The sequence below is a fragment of the Vibrio sp. 1CM7H genome (assembly GCF_023161645.1).
Taxonomy (GTDB): Bacteria; Pseudomonadota; Gammaproteobacteria; order Enterobacterales; family Vibrionaceae; genus Vibrio; species Vibrio diabolicus.
Genome location: NZ_JALNTV010000001.1, coordinates 1467365 through 1482343 on the forward strand (window position 1 = coordinate 1467365; position 14979 = coordinate 1482343).

At 46.2% G+C, this 14979-nt stretch carries 18 protein-coding genes; 6 read left to right on the forward strand and 12 right to left on the reverse strand.

The features are described from left to right. Nucleotides 1-132: 132 nt before the first annotated feature. Nucleotides 133-648 carry a superoxide dismutase family protein gene (locus MSG33_RS06395; protein WP_005394862.1) on the forward strand — a complete coding sequence of 172 codons (516 nt, stop codon included), beginning with the start codon at nucleotides 133-135 and terminating at the stop codon, nucleotides 646-648. 30 nt (nucleotides 649-678) lie between these two features. On the opposite strand, the gene MSG33_RS06400 is transcribed toward MSG33_RS06395, so the two are convergent. The 4 genes from MSG33_RS06400 to MSG33_RS06415 form a co-directional block, all read right to left on the reverse strand. Continuing rightward, complete coding sequence (locus MSG33_RS06400; protein ID WP_114322785.1) at nucleotides 679-2052, reverse strand: HAMP domain-containing sensor histidine kinase; 1374 nt, start codon at nucleotides 2050-2052, stop codon at nucleotides 679-681. Nucleotides 2053-2168: 116 nt separating this feature from the next. Next, a complete protein-coding gene (locus tag MSG33_RS06405) occupies nucleotides 2169-2900 on the reverse strand; it encodes a response regulator transcription factor (protein ID WP_248380308.1) in 732 nt (243 codons plus the stop codon). 146 nt (nucleotides 2901-3046) lie between these two features. Beyond that, nucleotides 3047-3742: a spondin domain-containing protein gene (locus MSG33_RS06410; protein WP_248380309.1), complete on the reverse strand. Its 696-nt coding sequence runs from the start codon at nucleotides 3740-3742 to the stop codon at nucleotides 3047-3049. A 9-nt stretch (nucleotides 3743-3751) separates the two neighbouring features. Beyond that, on the reverse strand, nucleotides 3752-4435 hold the full coding sequence (locus tag MSG33_RS06415; protein ID WP_248380310.1) for a spondin domain-containing protein: 684 nt from the start codon (nucleotides 4433-4435) through the stop codon (nucleotides 3752-3754). A gap of 551 nt (nucleotides 4436-4986) precedes the next feature. Between MSG33_RS06415 and MSG33_RS06420 the strand changes: the two genes are divergently transcribed. From MSG33_RS06420 to MSG33_RS06430, 3 genes are all read left to right on the forward strand, one after another. Further along, nucleotides 4987-5460 carry a hypothetical protein gene (locus MSG33_RS06420; RefSeq protein WP_074190386.1) on the forward strand — a complete coding sequence of 158 codons (474 nt, stop codon included), beginning with the start codon at nucleotides 4987-4989 and terminating at the stop codon, nucleotides 5458-5460. Between the two features lie 77 nt (nucleotides 5461-5537). Continuing rightward, nucleotides 5538-6467 carry a LysR family transcriptional regulator gene (locus tag MSG33_RS06425; RefSeq protein ID WP_045416919.1) on the forward strand — a complete coding sequence of 310 codons (930 nt, stop codon included), beginning with the start codon at nucleotides 5538-5540 and terminating at the stop codon, nucleotides 6465-6467. Between the two features lie 30 nt (nucleotides 6468-6497). Further along, on the forward strand, nucleotides 6498-6881 hold the full coding sequence (locus tag MSG33_RS06430; RefSeq protein WP_248380311.1) for a VOC family protein: 384 nt from the start codon (nucleotides 6498-6500) through the stop codon (nucleotides 6879-6881). Here MSG33_RS06430 and MSG33_RS06435 read toward each other — a convergent pair. The 5 genes from MSG33_RS06435 to MSG33_RS06455 all read right to left on the reverse strand — a co-directional run bounded on the left by MSG33_RS06435 (nucleotide 6861) and on the right by MSG33_RS06455 (nucleotide 10253). Next, nucleotides 6861-7226: a hypothetical protein gene (locus MSG33_RS06435; RefSeq protein ID WP_134646102.1), complete on the reverse strand. Its 366-nt coding sequence runs from the start codon at nucleotides 7224-7226 to the stop codon at nucleotides 6861-6863. The genes MSG33_RS06430 and MSG33_RS06435 overlap by 21 nt on opposite strands. Before the next feature lie 176 nt (nucleotides 7227-7402). Next, entirely contained in the window at nucleotides 7403-7792 is a 390-nt protein-coding gene (locus MSG33_RS06440; protein ID WP_005394852.1) for a cytochrome b562, read from the reverse strand. A gap of 155 nt (nucleotides 7793-7947) precedes the next feature. Continuing rightward, on the reverse strand, nucleotides 7948-8700 hold the full coding sequence (locus MSG33_RS06445) for a phosphatase (RefSeq protein WP_248380557.1): 753 nt from the start codon (nucleotides 8698-8700) through the stop codon (nucleotides 7948-7950). An 83-nt stretch (nucleotides 8701-8783) separates the two neighbouring features. After that, on the reverse strand, nucleotides 8784-9230 hold the full coding sequence (locus MSG33_RS06450) for an SRPBCC domain-containing protein (RefSeq protein WP_005394850.1): 447 nt from the start codon (nucleotides 9228-9230) through the stop codon (nucleotides 8784-8786). A 99-nt stretch (nucleotides 9231-9329) separates the two neighbouring features. Further along, nucleotides 9330-10253, reverse strand: a complete 924-nt coding sequence (locus MSG33_RS06455; protein ID WP_005394849.1) for a DMT family transporter — start codon at nucleotides 10251-10253, stop codon at nucleotides 9330-9332. Nucleotides 10254-10382: 129 nt separating this feature from the next. Between MSG33_RS06455 and MSG33_RS06460 the strand changes: the two genes are divergently transcribed. Next, on the forward strand, nucleotides 10383-11273 hold the full coding sequence (locus tag MSG33_RS06460; RefSeq protein ID WP_006741976.1) for a LysR substrate-binding domain-containing protein: 891 nt from the start codon (nucleotides 10383-10385) through the stop codon (nucleotides 11271-11273). A gap of 77 nt (nucleotides 11274-11350) precedes the next feature. Continuing rightward, nucleotides 11351-12403, forward strand: a complete 1053-nt coding sequence (locus tag MSG33_RS06465; protein WP_248380312.1) for a serine protease — start codon at nucleotides 11351-11353, stop codon at nucleotides 12401-12403. A 13-nt stretch (nucleotides 12404-12416) separates the two neighbouring features. Here the strand turns inward: MSG33_RS06465 and fliJ are convergent, their stop codons facing one another. The 3 genes from fliJ to fliH are packed head-to-tail and all read right to left on the reverse strand — an operon-like array spanning nucleotide 12417 to nucleotide 14976. Further along, nucleotides 12417-12857, reverse strand: coding sequence for a flagellar export protein FliJ (gene fliJ, locus MSG33_RS06470; protein ID WP_005394844.1), 441 nt, complete (start codon nucleotides 12855-12857; stop codon nucleotides 12417-12419). 24 nt (nucleotides 12858-12881) lie between these two features. Then, nucleotides 12882-14228, reverse strand: a complete 1347-nt coding sequence (gene fliI, locus MSG33_RS06475) for a flagellar protein export ATPase FliI (RefSeq protein ID WP_005394843.1) — start codon at nucleotides 14226-14228, stop codon at nucleotides 12882-12884. Beyond that, nucleotides 14221-14976: a flagellar assembly protein FliH gene (gene fliH / locus MSG33_RS06480; RefSeq protein WP_005394841.1), complete on the reverse strand. Its 756-nt coding sequence runs from the start codon at nucleotides 14974-14976 to the stop codon at nucleotides 14221-14223. Before fliH ends, fliI begins: the two co-directional genes overlap by 8 nt. Nucleotides 14977-14979: the final 3 nt, after the last annotated feature.

Consider the following 14979-nt stretch of genomic DNA (forward strand, 5'->3'; position numbering starts at 1 on the left):
GATAGATACCAGTTTAAGACCATAGAGTGAGACACATCACTCTCTGACATAAACCCACCGCTCAACAGACATAAGGAAGAGAAGTTTTCACTAATATGTGCTTGAGCGTACAACCAAAAAGAAGGAAGTCCCATGTTAAAAGGATTGCTATGCATTTCAGTTGCTGCCACTCTCGTAGCCGCTCCTAACGTACTTGCGCAGACTGTAGCGATGACCGATCTCAACAGCAAGAAGAGCGCTGGCACCATTGAGATTTCACAAAGTGACTATGGCGTGGTATTTATGCCTCAGTTATCAGGTTTGTCATCAGGGGTGCACGGTTTCCATGTTCACACCAATCCATCGTGCGATAGCGCGGAGAAGAATGGCAAAACCGTCCTTGGCGGTGCAGCAGGTGGTCACTATGACCCCAGCAACACAGGGAAACATGGCTACCCTTGGACCGATGACAATCATTTAGGCGACCTGCCTCCACTCTATGTGGACATGGATGGCAATGCCAATCAGCCCGTTGTCGCGCCTCGCCTAAAATTATCAGATTTAAAAGGTCGAGCATTAATGATTCATGCTGGTGGTGACAATCATTCCGACCATCCTGCTAAATTAGGCGGCGGCGGTGCGCGCGTTGTATGTGGCGTTATTAAGTAGTCATTCGATAAGCCAAATTCGCGCTTCTCCTCAAGTAGCGAGAAGTGCGAATTTTTGTTGATACTCAGTGTCCGTCTCACACGTCTCTAAGTAGCTGTGGTGCAACATTAAAATTGACTGCACTATCTTTGTACCAATTCCTAATGCGCCCCCGACGGCATCTTTATCAATTCGATTGACAAAAGTGAACAGGATTCGCGACTTATCCTCACTCAAATGCGCTTGGCAATGCACTTCCGAGCCGATTGGGCTGTGGCGCAACGCATTTTCAAGCAGGTTCAATACCAACCGCTCTAAGAGTCCTTTGTCACCCACAGTTTGGATCTTGCTATCCATATCCACTTTCAACACCACTTCTTTACGAGAAAACTGGCTCTGCATCGTCTCGGCACATTCTGCCATCAACGCGCCAAGATCTATGGGGCGGTACTCATAGTTTGGCATTGGTTCCTCTTTACGCGCGGCGTCTAATAAAGAGTGCAATTGAGTTGAGAGCTTCTCACAATTTCGGAACGCGATATCAATCAGCGGATCGGATCCCGGATGCTGCAAACGCCACGTTTCCAGATAGCCAAGCACGCTCGATAACGGCGTTTTTAAATCATGACTGAGCTGCAATAAGCTTTGACGGCGATGAGAAGACTGATACTCCAACTGTAAAAACTGCTGCTGAATGTGCTTCGCCATCATCTGATAAGAGTGCGCAATCGGCACGAGCTCCGGCACTTGGTCAGTAAAGTCAGGTTGCAGGTGAAAATCATGTTCGGCTTGCTGTTGAAGTTGCTTGGTCACACGCTCAATCGGGTTCAAGAGGCTACGTTTGACCAGCACATAAGCCCCGAGAGCAAAGCCTAAAATGGACACTAAGACCAATCCTGCCAGCGCGATGTAAGGGGTATCGACTTGCGCATTGGCAATGGCGTCATGTCGGGTACTGCCAATCACCACATAGAGATAACCGACAGTAGAGCCTAATTCCTCTATCGCCGCAACAGAAAACACTTTGTGTTCACCGCGATTACGAGGATCTTCGCCTAATATGGGAAGCGGTTCGTTGGTTAAGAATTGCTGAATGGGATTCAGATCCACCGAGTCCATAAGCTTTGCACCATCTGGCGCAGCATGGGTGGTGATATTGCCTTGGCTATCGAGGAAATAGATTTCAAAATCAGGGCCGATCAGCATGAGGGTATGAAAGATCGACTTGAGCGCTTTAGGGTTGTAATCCGTACCAATCATCAGCGGATTATCATCGCGCATGTGGCTGGCTAGCTCTTTGTGCAGGCTTTGCTTAGTCCGTAACTCAATGGTTTCTTTTTGCCAATTGTAAGTCAGTGCAATCACCACCGCCGCGAGGCAGAACCACAAGCTGGTAAATACCACTAAGCGAGATTTGAAGCTCATCCTATCGCCTCCTTAAACAGCGGTGTTTTTGAAACACCCGTGATGATTGAAAAATGACGGTGAAAACAACTGCCGACTTACTGTCTTGGCTTGATATTTTGACTTGCTTTTTTGCATTAGTGCCTTGGTTGAAACTTATACCCAACACCCCACACGGTTTGGATGAAGTGATGATCTGAATCAGACAAAGACAATTTGCTGCGTAAACGGTTAATGGTGCTACACACTGTGTGGTGATAACCAGAATGACTGGTGTTCCATACGTGATCGAGCAATTCATCTTTACTGTACACTCTGCCCGGACGAGTCGCGAGAAACTGCAGCAAAGTAAACTCCGTCGCGGTGAGAGTGACATCTTTATCGTTTAAGGACACTTGGTGCAACTCCGGAATGATTCTTAGCGGACCAAAATCCATCGCTTCGTCGAGGACTTCATTTGCTACTTTTGCCTCTGCGGCTTGACTGACTCGGCGCAGCACGTTACGTACTCGCGCTTGGAACTCTAATACGCTAAATGGCTTAGTGATGTAGTCATCAACGCCCGCTTCTAAACCGTCAACCTTGTCCATTTCACCGTCTCTTGCTGTCAACATAAGCACTGGGCTCCAATCTTGTTGCTGACGCAAATAATGGCAGATGTCTAGGCCATCACCATCTGGCAAACCTCGGTCAAGGATCAATAAATCAAAGGGGTGTTGCTGATATTGCGCTTTAGCATCGGCGACATTTGTTGCTCGCGACACTTGGTGTCCTTGAAACTTAAGATGCATCTGAACCAGTTCTGCCAAATCATCGTCATCTTCCACCAACAAGATGTTAGCGACTAAATTGATTGCCTGTTGTTCCATGGTCCTTTCCTTGCCTTCGAGTATCCTCACTTTGCACATGACCGGAACAAATTAGAAATTCTTTCAAAAAAGGTTCCGATGAGGCCATGAGGGATACAGCGCTCGGCTAAAAGCGCTTTGGAAAGGAGACGTCATCGGAGCCTGTGTTACTCGACTCGAGTGATAGTGACTTTCGCACCTGGGTTCAAGAAACGATGGTTCGCAGAGAGTGCTGAGTTTGCTAATCCATCATCTTGGCTAACTACCCCCGCATGGAAGGCAACAACGTCATTGCTGTCATTACGAGCGGCATTGAAGCCCTCACCGCCACCTGCTGGGCCCGGAATAGTTGCAGCAAGCTCATCATTTAGCTCTGTACCTGAATCCCAAACGTTCATGCTCATTTCGTAGCTTTCACCCACTGCGAGCGATTTGAGCGATAGCCCCGTTTCGCCAACAAAAGCATCATTAGTATTTACAAACATAGACGCCACAGATAAATACCCGTAACGACTAGGGTCAACCGTGATGGTGACTTCGTCCGATACACCCGGCAACACCAATCCATTGCCCGAAATACCTTGGTAAACACTGTCATTGCTGTTCATCAACTCAATCAGCTCAGCGTTACTACCGCCTTCGGCAAGATGCTCAAGTTCAACAGATGCGGCTTGGCCAATTTCAAACAGTTGGTAGTCACCATTGTGAGTGAGTACAGCGAGCGGAGACATAGGTTGATTCGCAGTCAAGTTCGCCACGTTGACGGTGTAGCGGTACGATTTCACTACGTCATTATCATCATCGCTTGGACAACCAGCGAGCAAGCCGACTGAAGCTGCTACTAGTAAGATTCTGACTTTCATACATCCCCCTTACTTCACAACGATTGTGATGGTTGCAACTGGGTTTAACCAACGATGGCTGCTGCTGTCTAGATCACTGATGCCGCCGGTTGGATCGCTATCACCGAGGTTACCCGGATGCACGTGAACTTTGTCGTTAGTTACCGTTGCTTCAACGCCTGTGCCGCCAGTACCAAAGGTAATGAAAGGTGGGTTTGGCATGCTAGACGCAAGTTCATCGTTCGCTTCTGTACCGGCATCGTAACTTCTTAGCGTTGCTCGGTATGTACCCGCTTCCGTTGGAATCTTCCAGCTATCTAGACCGACAAAACCGTCATTGGTTGGCAGCAACATTGCGCTCAGAGAAAGATAACCACCTTCACCACTGTCCAAGGTGAAGGTGGTTGCAACACCCGGATTCAAAATACCACCAGCAGGATTCTCAACCACCACACCACCAGCGTTACCAATCACACTAGCAAGACCAGAGATATCACCGCCTTCTGCCATTGCTTCTAGTTCTGGCGTTGCTGCTTGACCCGTTCTGAACATTTGAAGGTCGGAGCCATGTGCAGCAACAATAAGTGGCGTAAAGTAGATGCCTTTGGTTGCGTTTGTCACGGTGATTTCCAATTCCGCCGCATTCACTGATGCAGAGCCTAGTGCCATAGCGACTGAAGTCATGACGAGTCCGAGTTGGGTACGTTTTTTCATTGTGATTCCATCCTTTAATGAGGGTTGAACTACCCAAGCCCATCTGTACGGCTTTACTTCTTTGTTCGTCACTTGAGTAGGTTAAGCATTACGTTTCGAACGTTTTGCGTTCTTGCCTCTAAGAATGACGAGCAAATCTATCAGCAACTTCATCGAATTCTCATAAAATTCTCACAAGTTCTGTTCGAATTCTGTCAGCAGCGATTTTTTATTTATACTCAAGTAACCTCGAGATGCTTGGTTCAGCGAGGATGACTTGGTTTGAAGGCGAGGCAACAATTTGAAAATCTAGTGGTTCTAAATCGAAAATTGTTAACGAAGCATGCGAACCAAGGCAACTCGCCCTTCGGGAGCGTGCCACTGAAGCAATTTCTTCGTCAAACAACTTGGAAAGAGCTCGCTATTCCGCTTCGTTGTTTTCCTTGAACTTGAATCAGTGACAACGCTCTGAACCATGTATCTTGAAGTCACTTGAGTATATTCAGCTATTTACACTTCGCGCTTTCCCCTCCTACAATGCGGTATTCCCTGTTTAAATCACGATTCTCACCATGATTCATAACGTTCTGTCTGCCTACTATGGCGAAATCTACGGCATCGCTTTTTTCAACCACTACTTGAACCATTACGCCCAAAGTGAACAACAAACGCTGTGGCAAACCTTGATTGAAGTGGAAAAGCTCACCGCAGAAAAGCTCAAACCTGTACTGCTGACAAATGGCATGGATATCGAAAGTCGACACCAAGAGATGCTGGATAAAGGCTTGGCGGATGCAACCAAGTGGATTGGTTTGCCATGGCAAGAGTTGGTGGCGACTCTTCTGAAATGGGTAGAACCTTATGAGGTCAAGTATCGAGAGTGGCATGAAGAAGTGAAAGCTTCACAGCAGTATTCAATCGCTGAACGAGAAGCTATCGAGTTGATTGCAGACCACGAAACGGCCATTTATCACTGTTGGCAGCAATACCATACTGGTGAATCTGGCTTGCCTGCACTCAATGCATTTTTGGCAAAATATCGTTAAAGCGAGACGGTGACACTTGAACCTCGTGAAACCGTACCAGACAATATCGTTATTCCGCTGCGCAGAACTGAACAATTATGGTTAATCCAAAACTCATTGCCTTACTTCCTGATCTTGCTTCGTTTATCTTAGTGGTAAACGAGGGCAGTTTTACCGCTGCAGCCAAACAGCTTGGCGTGACGCCATCGGCTTTAAGTAAGTTGATCACACGGTTAGAACAAGCCCTCTCAGTGAAACTGTTCGAGCGAACGACTCGCAAGTTGATCATCACTCAAGCCGGGCAAAAGGTTTACGACCAAAGCATCGCCATGGTGAATGCGGCGCAGCAAGCGGTTGAATTATCGGCTGAAGATCATGCCGAGCCCACGGGTGCACTCACAGTGGCTGCACCCGAAGCGTTTCTTAACTCGGTGCTTCAACCATTTGTGTTGCCATTCCTAGATCGCTACCCAAACATTCAGCTCAAGCTACGTGCTGCTGATGGTGAGATTGATCTTTTTCGCCAAGGTATCGACGTAGCATTTAAGCTCACCGACAAACCCGATGAGAATCTGGTACTCAAAGAGATCAGCAAGACCAATCTTGTTTTGTGTGCCTCTCCAGATTACCTCACCAAACACGGTATGCCTGAGCACCCAACCGAGCTTGAACAGCACGATTGTATTTACCTTGCCGAGAACGACAAAGACAACATCTGGTCGTTCTTTAAAGAGGAAGCCTTTCATTCGATCGCAGTAAGTGGACGCTACGCCGTCAACCACTCTCAAATGCGCTTGAACGGGGTTAAGTCTGGCTTGGGAATTGGGATCTTCCATGACTTCGTGATCAAAGACGCGTTAGAGCAAGGAGAAGTGGTGGAGGTATTGCCGGATTGGATGATCAAGAGTAACTACCACGGCGCTATTGCGATGCAGTATGCACAAACCAAATATATGCCTGCTCGCCTGCGCGTGTTTATCGACTTCGTTAAGGAGCATTTAGTCTCCGAGGACACTAACCATGCTTGAGGATACGAGCCATGTTTGAAGAGGTTAACCATGTTTAATGCCATTCATCACGTTGCGATCATTTGCAGTGATTATCCAAGGTCAAAACGCTTTTACACCGAATTGTTAGGGCTAAAAGTCATTGCTGAAAATTATCGTGAAGCCAGAGACTCCTACAAGCTTGACCTCGCTTTATCTGACGGCAGCCAAGTTGAATTGTTTAGCTTTCCGGACGCACCAGAGAGACCGAGCTTTCCTGAAGCTCAGGGGTTACGCCACCTTGCTTTTCAAGTGGATGATGTTGAGCATGTTAAAGAATATTTAGAGGCGAGAGAAATTGAGGTAGAGCCCATTCGCGTCGATGAATTCACAGGCAAAGCATTTACCTTTTTCAAAGATCCAGATGGCTTGCCGCTAGAAGTTTATCAACGCTAACTTTGGTGGGGCACGAGGAACTGGCGTTTCAAATCGTACACTTAGAGCCAAAAAAGTGTAGCTTTCAGAAATGACCAAGCTCAGTTGTGGAAGTATTGGTGTAGTTGGAAGTGAATCATGATGAAAAGTCGAAAAGTGGCTAAAAGGACAAGGTTTGCCTTTATGGCTGACGGCATTGTCACTTTCTTCAATTTGAACCAATTCAAAACCATTAAGCGTGCATAGCGTCGCCCACACGCCCATGCTGTTACCATGAGCATTGATAACAGGCATCAGCGTCACTAGCACCCAGCTTAGAGTACTAGCAAATAGCATGGAGCGATAAAAAGGAATTAATCTACGCATAACGGTGACTTAACAAATTTCATTCAGCGTAACTAATTCTGAGTGCTAGCTCAAAAACAGGATCAATAAGTGGTTACCACCTCACAGCTTTTCTTCAATAACGCAATTGACAGACACAAAAAAGCCCACCAAAACGGCAGGCTATTTTCATATTCTATTGTCAGCTTTTATCGCGATTAGCCGAACAGCTTACTCCAAATACTTGGGTTACGCTTGTCGTGGTATTCTTCACGTAGGCTATCAATTTCACGTAATTGTGCTTTCGCGTCTTGCAGGTTACCAGCGTCTAAGTCTGCTTCAATCTTGTCTAACGTTACCGTTAGTTTATTAAAGCCTTCTAAGTAGGTATCGAATTTCTCTGGTGGATAGTTGCCGCGCTTAGATTGCTCGACGATTGCTTGCAAGCTATCAATTGCAGACTTCATGGTTTCAACATCCGACGCTTCTGCCGCCTGTTTGAATTCCATCTTCATCTGCTTCATGTTTTGTTTTAAATCAACCGCTTCTGCCATTGCGTATGTTGAGCCAAACGCAATCGCACACCCTAGGACTAAAGGACGTAACATTTTCACTTCTCCATTTATAGTGCCGAATTCTCTGTCGGCTTTATTTACCCAAGTAACCCACGCCATAAAAGGCGACAAACTAGCTTAGTTGAGTATTTCCGGGTCGCAGTGTAAAGCAATCTTACGCCAGGTGCATACCTAAAATGTAATCAAGTTTATGCGTTGCGAATGTCGTCATACTCTGGAATTGGCTTACGGCCTCTCAGAGCTAAGAAAGACAAAAACTGCTGAGCGGTGTGAGTAATCACTTTTTTGCTATCGATACCCACTCTATCCATTAGCTCTCCAACCAAATCCAGATTACCAACATCATGACAGAAATGCGCATCACTTCCCGTTGTGAAGAAGACACCGAGATCTTTACCGATTTGTGCAATCTCGTGGCAACGGTCTACGCTACCCACTCGGCTATTCCCTTTTAGCGTGGTGTTATTGATTTCAATCGCAACATTATGCTCTTTCGCGCACGTTAAAACGGCCTGAAAATCAAAGTCGAAATTTGGATTCCCAAGATGGCCAAGCGCATCAATACGACCGTTTTGAATCACATTAATGAGCGCTTCCGTATGAGTTTCTTTGTTTGCAGGACGAAAAACAGGTTCATGGAAACTTGCAATAACCCAATCTAGGTTACGATCGACACTCAGCGGAATATCGATGTCGCCTTCGGTATTAAGAATGTTGGATTCCACACCCCGAATGATCGCGATACCGTCCAAAAATCGAGGCAGGATTTTTTGGTTGGAGAAAAACCAGTAATGCGGCGCGCCCGGCATTGATTCTGCGTGCTCGGTCGTACAGAACATATCCAAGCCGTTCTCTTTCGCCAATTTTGCATTTTCAATCAAGGTGCTGTACGCATGACCACTGGCGTACGTATGTGTATGGGTATCAACTTTAAATTCCATCATCCACTCTCTTAGGTGCGCTATCTTGCGTGCTATTGTATACCTACACGTGACGTACCGTCAGCCCAAGATGAGTATCAGACTTAAGCTTGCTCCTCACTGATGGCTTTTATTAGGGGCAACGCTTTTTCCCATCCGTGATTAAACATAGAAACAAAGTCGCTGTGCGTATGAATGGTGACATTGAGTAACAAACGATCACTATTGGTGTCGATCTGATAGATCTCTCGTGATCCAATCCACTTAGATGCTAAATCCCCATCCAATTGCTGCCTATTATCCGGATTAAAAATAGCAATGTGATGAAATTCAAGACGCTGTTGCGGTTGCACGATATCGATAGTCGCTCGCGTTCCGCCCATATCGGGATCAAAAAAAGTGATGTCTTGCCCTTCTTCCCATATCCCATCAAATTGAGACTGGGGTGAGAAAGCCTGTGCCCAGCGTTTGTATAACTCAGCATCGGTTAGCACTTCCCACACCCGTTGCGGTGTAGCTGAAATCTCAACGTAATAATTTAGCGTAAGCATTATTTCTCTCCCTGAACCTTTCTTGACGCTAGTTCATTGTCAGAAAAAATCAAACCTCACCTCTGATTTGCCTTACTTAATCCTCTATTTTCCGACAGGCTAAGAAGTTCTCGCTTGTAACCTACCACCACGATGCGCCGTAAAGCGAACCCAACATGTGTTCAGTATGGTTGCGAGCACGATTAAACTCATCCCGATAATTTGGCTTTGACTCATTCGGTCATCGAAAAACGCACTCTGCCAAACCGCGGTGAACAGTAGGTTAGTAAAAATAAGTGGTGCAAGTTGAGAGCCGCTGCTTGCCAGTTGATACGCTTTGGAGCGGAAAACTTGGGTGTTAATGATCATCAGGGACATCACACCGAGCCACAGCATATTAGAAGAAACAGTAGATTCCATCACATTGGCTTTGAGGAAAACATCGATGTCGTTAAACAACGTTAGCGGTAACAGAAATACGGCAGCAAACCCAAACGCCCAAAAGTTGATTTCTAATGGCGACATATCAGTTTTACTCACTTTATATAGCGTAAGCTGAGAGCCGGAATTGAAGAGTCCACCAGCTAGACCGAGTAATAAATCCGAGCGCCAAGTAAACTCCCCACCAACTCCCGCCAACATAACCACTCCAGTAAACGCCATTGCTAAAGCCGCCAATGTTGAAACGCGAATGTGGCCTCCCATAAACAGCTTTTCAACCAAAGGAATAAATAATGGGCCAGTGGCAAACAATACCACCCCTTCTACCAGCGTTAACGTTTGTAGTGACGCGATGAAACACAACTGTGATAAGCCGATACAGAAGGCGCGAAGCAAAATCGGTTTTAACGTCCCAGCTTTAGGAAAGGTAAGATTTTTGAAACGAAGTAAGACAAGCAAAATAAGTGCAGGAGCCAAAAAGCGTAAGAAACTAAACAGTGTGACGGAAAGTTCACCTGTCAACTGCTTTGCTAACAACCCAGTAACAGATAAGCTTAACGTAGACATCAGCATGAAAAGAATAGATTTATTTACTGCATTCATTCGATACTCCTTAATATGTGGAGTATTTTATGAGATATCACTTATTGTAAATAGCGAGTAATATTAACCATTAATGTAAGAAAAACTTACAGGTTAACTTATCTCTCATCATGTTACGGTTTCTAAAATATGCGTAAATTAGTCCCTCTAAAATCCATCTATGCATTTGTCGCTGTGGCGGAATCTGGCAGCATGACAGAAGCAGCGCAGATATTAAGTGTGAGTCATTCGGCGGTGAGTCAGGCGATAAAATCACTGGAGACTCAGGTCAACAAACCTCTGTTTGATCGCGTAGGCAGACAAGTTCAACTTAATGCTGACGGTAAAAAATATTATCGAAAGGTTGCGCCAGCTTTAGAACAAATTGTCGATGCCACAGAAGCGCTAATCCAAGACCAAAACTTGCAACGTATTACGCTTAATATGGTGAATTCCTTGGCGCTGCATTGGTGGATTCCGCGAATGTCGAGTTTGCAGGACTTTGCTCCGCAATTAGACGTTCGTTTATCAAACCTGTCTGGCAGGTTTAATCTAGAGCAAGAAGGTATCGACGCTGCCCTCGTGCATGGAAACACCGAGGAATGGCAAGATTATTACTGTGAAAAGCTCAGTGAAGATGAACTGGTTTTGGTGTGTAGCCCTGAATTGATAGCTAAGACGAATGACTCAAATATAGCTCAACTGTTAAAGCAGTATCCCATCATTGAAGTCACTAACGAACGAAGAAAAAATGACTGGAACGTGTGGCAGAATGCGACTGGCATCCTGCGACCTAAAAGCAAAAAGCCAATCACTTTTAATATGTCGATACAAGCCGTGCAGGCGACGACCCGTCGTTTAGGCTTATTGGTGACTCATCGCTTGTTTGTGAAAGATGACATCAAATATGGCCAGTTAATCGAGCTGGGTAAACCCGTCATTAATCCTAACCAACAGTTTTACTTTGTTTGCCCACCACACAAGCTAAAGCTGGAATCGTTTCACCTTCTGCGCTCGTGGTTGCAACAATCATTCAATTAAAGAAACCTTTTGTTAAGCACATTCATTGAAAAATTAGTATAAAGTTAGAAAGAGCACTTTTCATCCAAGGATGGTTTATGAAGCGGTATCAAATATGGTTAAGCGTACTCTGCCTCACAGTACCCATGAGTGCAGTCGCTGAAAGTGAAGACGCTCATTCAGAGCAAGGCATCTCAACGGCAATCATAGGCGGCCAGCAAGCCACTCAAAATCAATTGCCCTTTTTCGCACGACTCATTCTACACAAAACTGGCGCGAATCAATTTGCCAACATCTGTGGCGGCACGATTGTTAATGACCGCTTCATTTTAACCGCCGCTCATTGTGTAGAGCCGAGTGTTTTTTCTGATGGATGGACAATCAATGATCTGCGAGTCTTAGTAAAAAACCCGACAATGAACGATGTGTTTGTTGAGGAATTCAAAGATGTTCGCTCTATCACTATTCATCCAAATTACGAGCCTAGTGATTTATGGATTAATGATATCGCCGTACTTGAACTTACCCATCCGATCACCGACAACGTTCAATCCATTACGTTGCCGCAAGATTTTGGTGATTACAGCAGCAAATCGGTTTATCAGATATTCGGTTTAGGGCAAACCTCGACCAACGATGAAAATGGACCAAATTATTTGCGATGGGCGGAAGTAAAACCAATCACTGATGCGCAATGTGCTTCTTTAGTGACGGGGTTTAATGCTCAAGAAAGCTTATGTGCCAATGGGTTTCCTGAGCGCAGTTATACCGGTATTTGCAGCGGTGACTCTGGTGGCCCTCTCACCTATCAAGACAACAACGGAATGTATCAACAAATCGGTGTTGTGAGCTATGGTTCTTCTGTTTGTGAATCTGCTGCGATTCCGAGTGTGTTTACTGAGGTTCTAAATTACACAACATGGATTGCAGCCCAAACCAGTTCGGGAGTGAAAACGCGTTACAATGCCCTCTTAGCAAGCACAGAAGATTATCATAGTGAAGGTGATTCCGGCTTTGAACCAGAAGATACCAACACATCTGGCTTTGAGGATAATGGCAGTAGTGGTGGCGCACTTGGCGCAGGGATGATCATGCTTGGGGGCTGGTTTGGTTGGCTAAGACGCCGAAGAAATTATTCGCGCTCCAAATAGCTTCGATAAGACATCATAATATCTTGCGCTTAACACGAGAGTTGATGATGTCTTCTATTATTTTTTGCTCTTTTTTCGCTTTTTCATAATTTTGCTTAGTACGCCATCGTTCAAGCACTTTTTCTAACCCTTGAACACGAGCATGTTTGTGCTCCAGCGTTTTTTGTACAGACGCGCATTCCGCTTGCATGACGGCTTGTTCATGCTCATGGTGGCGAAGCATTTTTTGCAGCATTTGATCGACACGATTAAAGTTCATCAGTGCTGCGCTTGTCAGTGTTGGAACAGTTCTGGTTGATTGTCCCGCATGACCTTTCAATGCTGACAATTGTTCCAACTGCATTGAAAGATGGGAGTGACGTTGACGCATGGCATCAAGTTGTTGACCCACACGATCACGTTGCTTTTCTTCCATTTGTTGCAGCTTACCCACTGCTTTTAACTTGGATTTCATCTCAACGATGCCACTCCCATTTGGTTAAGCACTTTGAAAAAGCTGCGCGAGCTCGGTCAAACTGGTTGGGTAATCCACTGACTCATTGGCGGCTTGTTGTAAATACGCACGTAAGTTTGGATACATAGCAACAGATTGATCTAATTCAGGATCTTGCCCCGGTTGATAGCCTCCTAACGGCAGCAGTTCTTTCACCTGAAGATAGTTGGAGTACATCTGGCGGAAATTATTCGCGATCGTGCTATGCGCCTCCTGTGTACAGGTACTCATACAACGGCTGATAGACGCATTAATATCAATGGCAGGATAGTGCCCTTGCTCGGCAAGTTGACGCGATAATACAACGTGCCCATCTAAGATAGCACGCGCAGAATCCACGACAGGATCTTGCTGGTCGTCCCCTTCCGCCAACACGGTATAAATTGCGGTTAGGCTGCCGTGCTGATTTTCACTGTTGCCCGCACGCTCGAGGAGTTGCGGTAACACGCTGAAGACAGAGGGCGGATAACCGCGAGATGCCGGAGGCTCGCCCAACGACAGAGCGATTTCACGCTGTGCCATGGCGTATCGAGTGAGAGAGTCCATCAACAACAGAACATCTTTGCCTTGGTCTCGAAAATACTCGGAAACGCGATGACAAAGCAGTGTCGCTCTTAACCTCATCAGCGGGGATTCATCAGCAGGAGCTGCGATGATAATCGCCTTCTTGCGCGCCTCTGGGGTTAAGTTTCGTTCGATGAACTCGCGTACCTCTCGGCCTCGCTCACCAATAAGACCGACCACAATCACATCGGCTTCGGTGTTTTTGGTGATCATCCCCATTAAAACACTTTTACCGACACCACTGCCCGCCATTAAGCCAATGCGTTGCCCTTTTCCGACGGTCAAGAGCCCATTGATTGCGCGCACCCCAACGTTGAGTGGGGTATCAACAGGACGTCGCTTCAATGGGTTAATCGGTTTTGGTTCAAGTGAAACACGATCTCCCCCTTTAAGCGGTGCCCCGTCATCCAACGGCTCACCTAAACCATTCAGCACTCGCCCTAACCACTGAGCACTTAACTGCACGGTACTGTCACCGTCCAGAGGAATGACTTTCGCACCAGCAAATAAGCCACCTAAGCGCCGAATAGGCATTAGGTAAGCAATAGTGTGCTCAAAGCCCACCACTTGCGCTTCGATCATGTCGCCTTCTGCGGTTTCTACGAGACAGCGCTGCTCCAGTTTAAACCGGCACCCAACGGCTTGTAACATTAAGCCGTTTACTTTAATCAAGCGCCCTGTCACGCGAGCAACAGGGATTGAATCGAGCGAAGCCAATGCTTCGCTCAAACGCTCACTCAATAGCTCATGGCTTAAGGTATTACTCATGCTCTGATTCTACCTGCGGAATACTAACTTCATCCAAAAGGTGTTGTTTTACATTGTCCATACAGGCTTCTAAACGAGAGTCGCAACTTGCATCCGCCTCTGCATCATCGGTCACTAGTTGACAGCCACCAATCGGAAGTTCCGTATTAGCCACCAGTTTCCAAGACTGTGGTAGATCAGCATTAATGTGAGTAATTCGTTCTAAATCCTGCGGATTTAAATGCACGGTTACGGTTTCCGCTTTGCCTGGCATGGCAGACAATGTCTCATCCACCAAAGCAAGGATCTGTTGAGGCATTAAAGTGAGCTCAGCACGAATCACTTGCTGAGCCACTTTTTGTACCAGCTCACAAATCATATGGCGTTGCTGTTGCTCTTTTTCGTCTTGCCAGCGAGACAGCGCATGAAAGAGCTCGTTCACGGGTTTCGCCGCCTCTAGAAAACTCTGTTTTCCTGACTGCTCACCAGACACAAAGCCTTTTTGGAAGCCTTCTTTTTGCCCATCTAGCAGACCTTGTTGCTTACCCTGCTCGATACCTTGACGTAAGCCTTCCTCATGCCCTTGCTGTAAACCTTGTTGAAAACCGGCTTCAAGCTGTTGTTGAATATCAACTTGCGGCTCTTGCCAACCCTGGTTATCTAGCCCGAATTCGTCTTCTATAGCCTTAGGCTGCGCCAAAGGCGGAAAACGGTGCAAACGGTATCCACTCGGCGGCAGTCGCATCGTACTTGATTTTGTCTCTACCATGAC

What these genes read in the sequence shown, in the direction of transcription:
- MSG33_RS06430 (WP_248380311.1), top strand. Translation starts at nt 6,498, where the DNA reads ATGTTTAATGCCATTCATCACGTTGCGATCATTTGCAGTGATTATCCA.
- MSG33_RS06440 (WP_005394852.1), bottom strand. Translation starts at nt 7,792, where the DNA reads ATGTTACGTCCTTTAGTCCTAGGGTGTGCGATTGCGTTTGGCTCAACA.
- MSG33_RS06450 (WP_005394850.1), bottom strand. Translation starts at nt 9,230, where the DNA reads ATGCTTACGCTAAATTATTACGTTGAGATTTCAGCTACACCGCAACGG.
- MSG33_RS06425 (WP_045416919.1), top strand. Translation starts at nt 5,538, where the DNA reads ATGGTTAATCCAAAACTCATTGCCTTACTTCCTGATCTTGCTTCGTTT.
- MSG33_RS06460 (WP_006741976.1), top strand. Translation starts at nt 10,383, where the DNA reads ATGCGTAAATTAGTCCCTCTAAAATCCATCTATGCATTTGTCGCTGTG.
- MSG33_RS06410 (WP_248380309.1), bottom strand. Translation starts at nt 3,742, where the DNA reads ATGAAAGTCAGAATCTTACTAGTAGCAGCTTCAGTCGGCTTGCTCGCT.
- MSG33_RS06455 (WP_005394849.1), bottom strand. Translation starts at nt 10,253, where the DNA reads ATGAATGCAGTAAATAAATCTATTCTTTTCATGCTGATGTCTACGTTA.
- MSG33_RS06435 (WP_134646102.1), bottom strand. Translation starts at nt 7,226, where the DNA reads ATGCGTAGATTAATTCCTTTTTATCGCTCCATGCTATTTGCTAGTACT.
- fliJ (WP_005394844.1), bottom strand. Translation starts at nt 12,857, where the DNA reads ATGAAATCCAAGTTAAAAGCAGTGGGTAAGCTGCAACAAATGGAAGAA.
- MSG33_RS06420 (WP_074190386.1), top strand. Translation starts at nt 4,987, where the DNA reads ATGATTCATAACGTTCTGTCTGCCTACTATGGCGAAATCTACGGCATC.
- MSG33_RS06405 (WP_248380308.1), bottom strand. Translation starts at nt 2,900, where the DNA reads ATGGAACAACAGGCAATCAATTTAGTCGCTAACATCTTGTTGGTGGAA.
- MSG33_RS06400 (WP_114322785.1), bottom strand. Translation starts at nt 2,052, where the DNA reads ATGAGCTTCAAATCTCGCTTAGTGGTATTTACCAGCTTGTGGTTCTGC.
- MSG33_RS06395 (WP_005394862.1), top strand. Translation starts at nt 133, where the DNA reads ATGTTAAAAGGATTGCTATGCATTTCAGTTGCTGCCACTCTCGTAGCC.
- MSG33_RS06445 (WP_248380557.1), bottom strand. Translation starts at nt 8,700, where the DNA reads ATGGAATTTAAAGTTGATACCCATACACATACGTACGCCAGTGGTCAT.
- MSG33_RS06415 (WP_248380310.1), bottom strand. Translation starts at nt 4,435, where the DNA reads ATGAAAAAACGTACCCAACTCGGACTCGTCATGACTTCAGTCGCTATG.
- fliH (WP_005394841.1), bottom strand. Translation starts at nt 14,976, where the DNA reads ATGGTAGAGACAAAATCAAGTACGATGCGACTGCCGCCGAGTGGATAC.
- fliI (WP_005394843.1), bottom strand. Translation starts at nt 14,228, where the DNA reads ATGAGTAATACCTTAAGCCATGAGCTATTGAGTGAGCGTTTGAGCGAA.
- MSG33_RS06465 (WP_248380312.1), top strand. Translation starts at nt 11,351, where the DNA reads ATGAAGCGGTATCAAATATGGTTAAGCGTACTCTGCCTCACAGTACCC.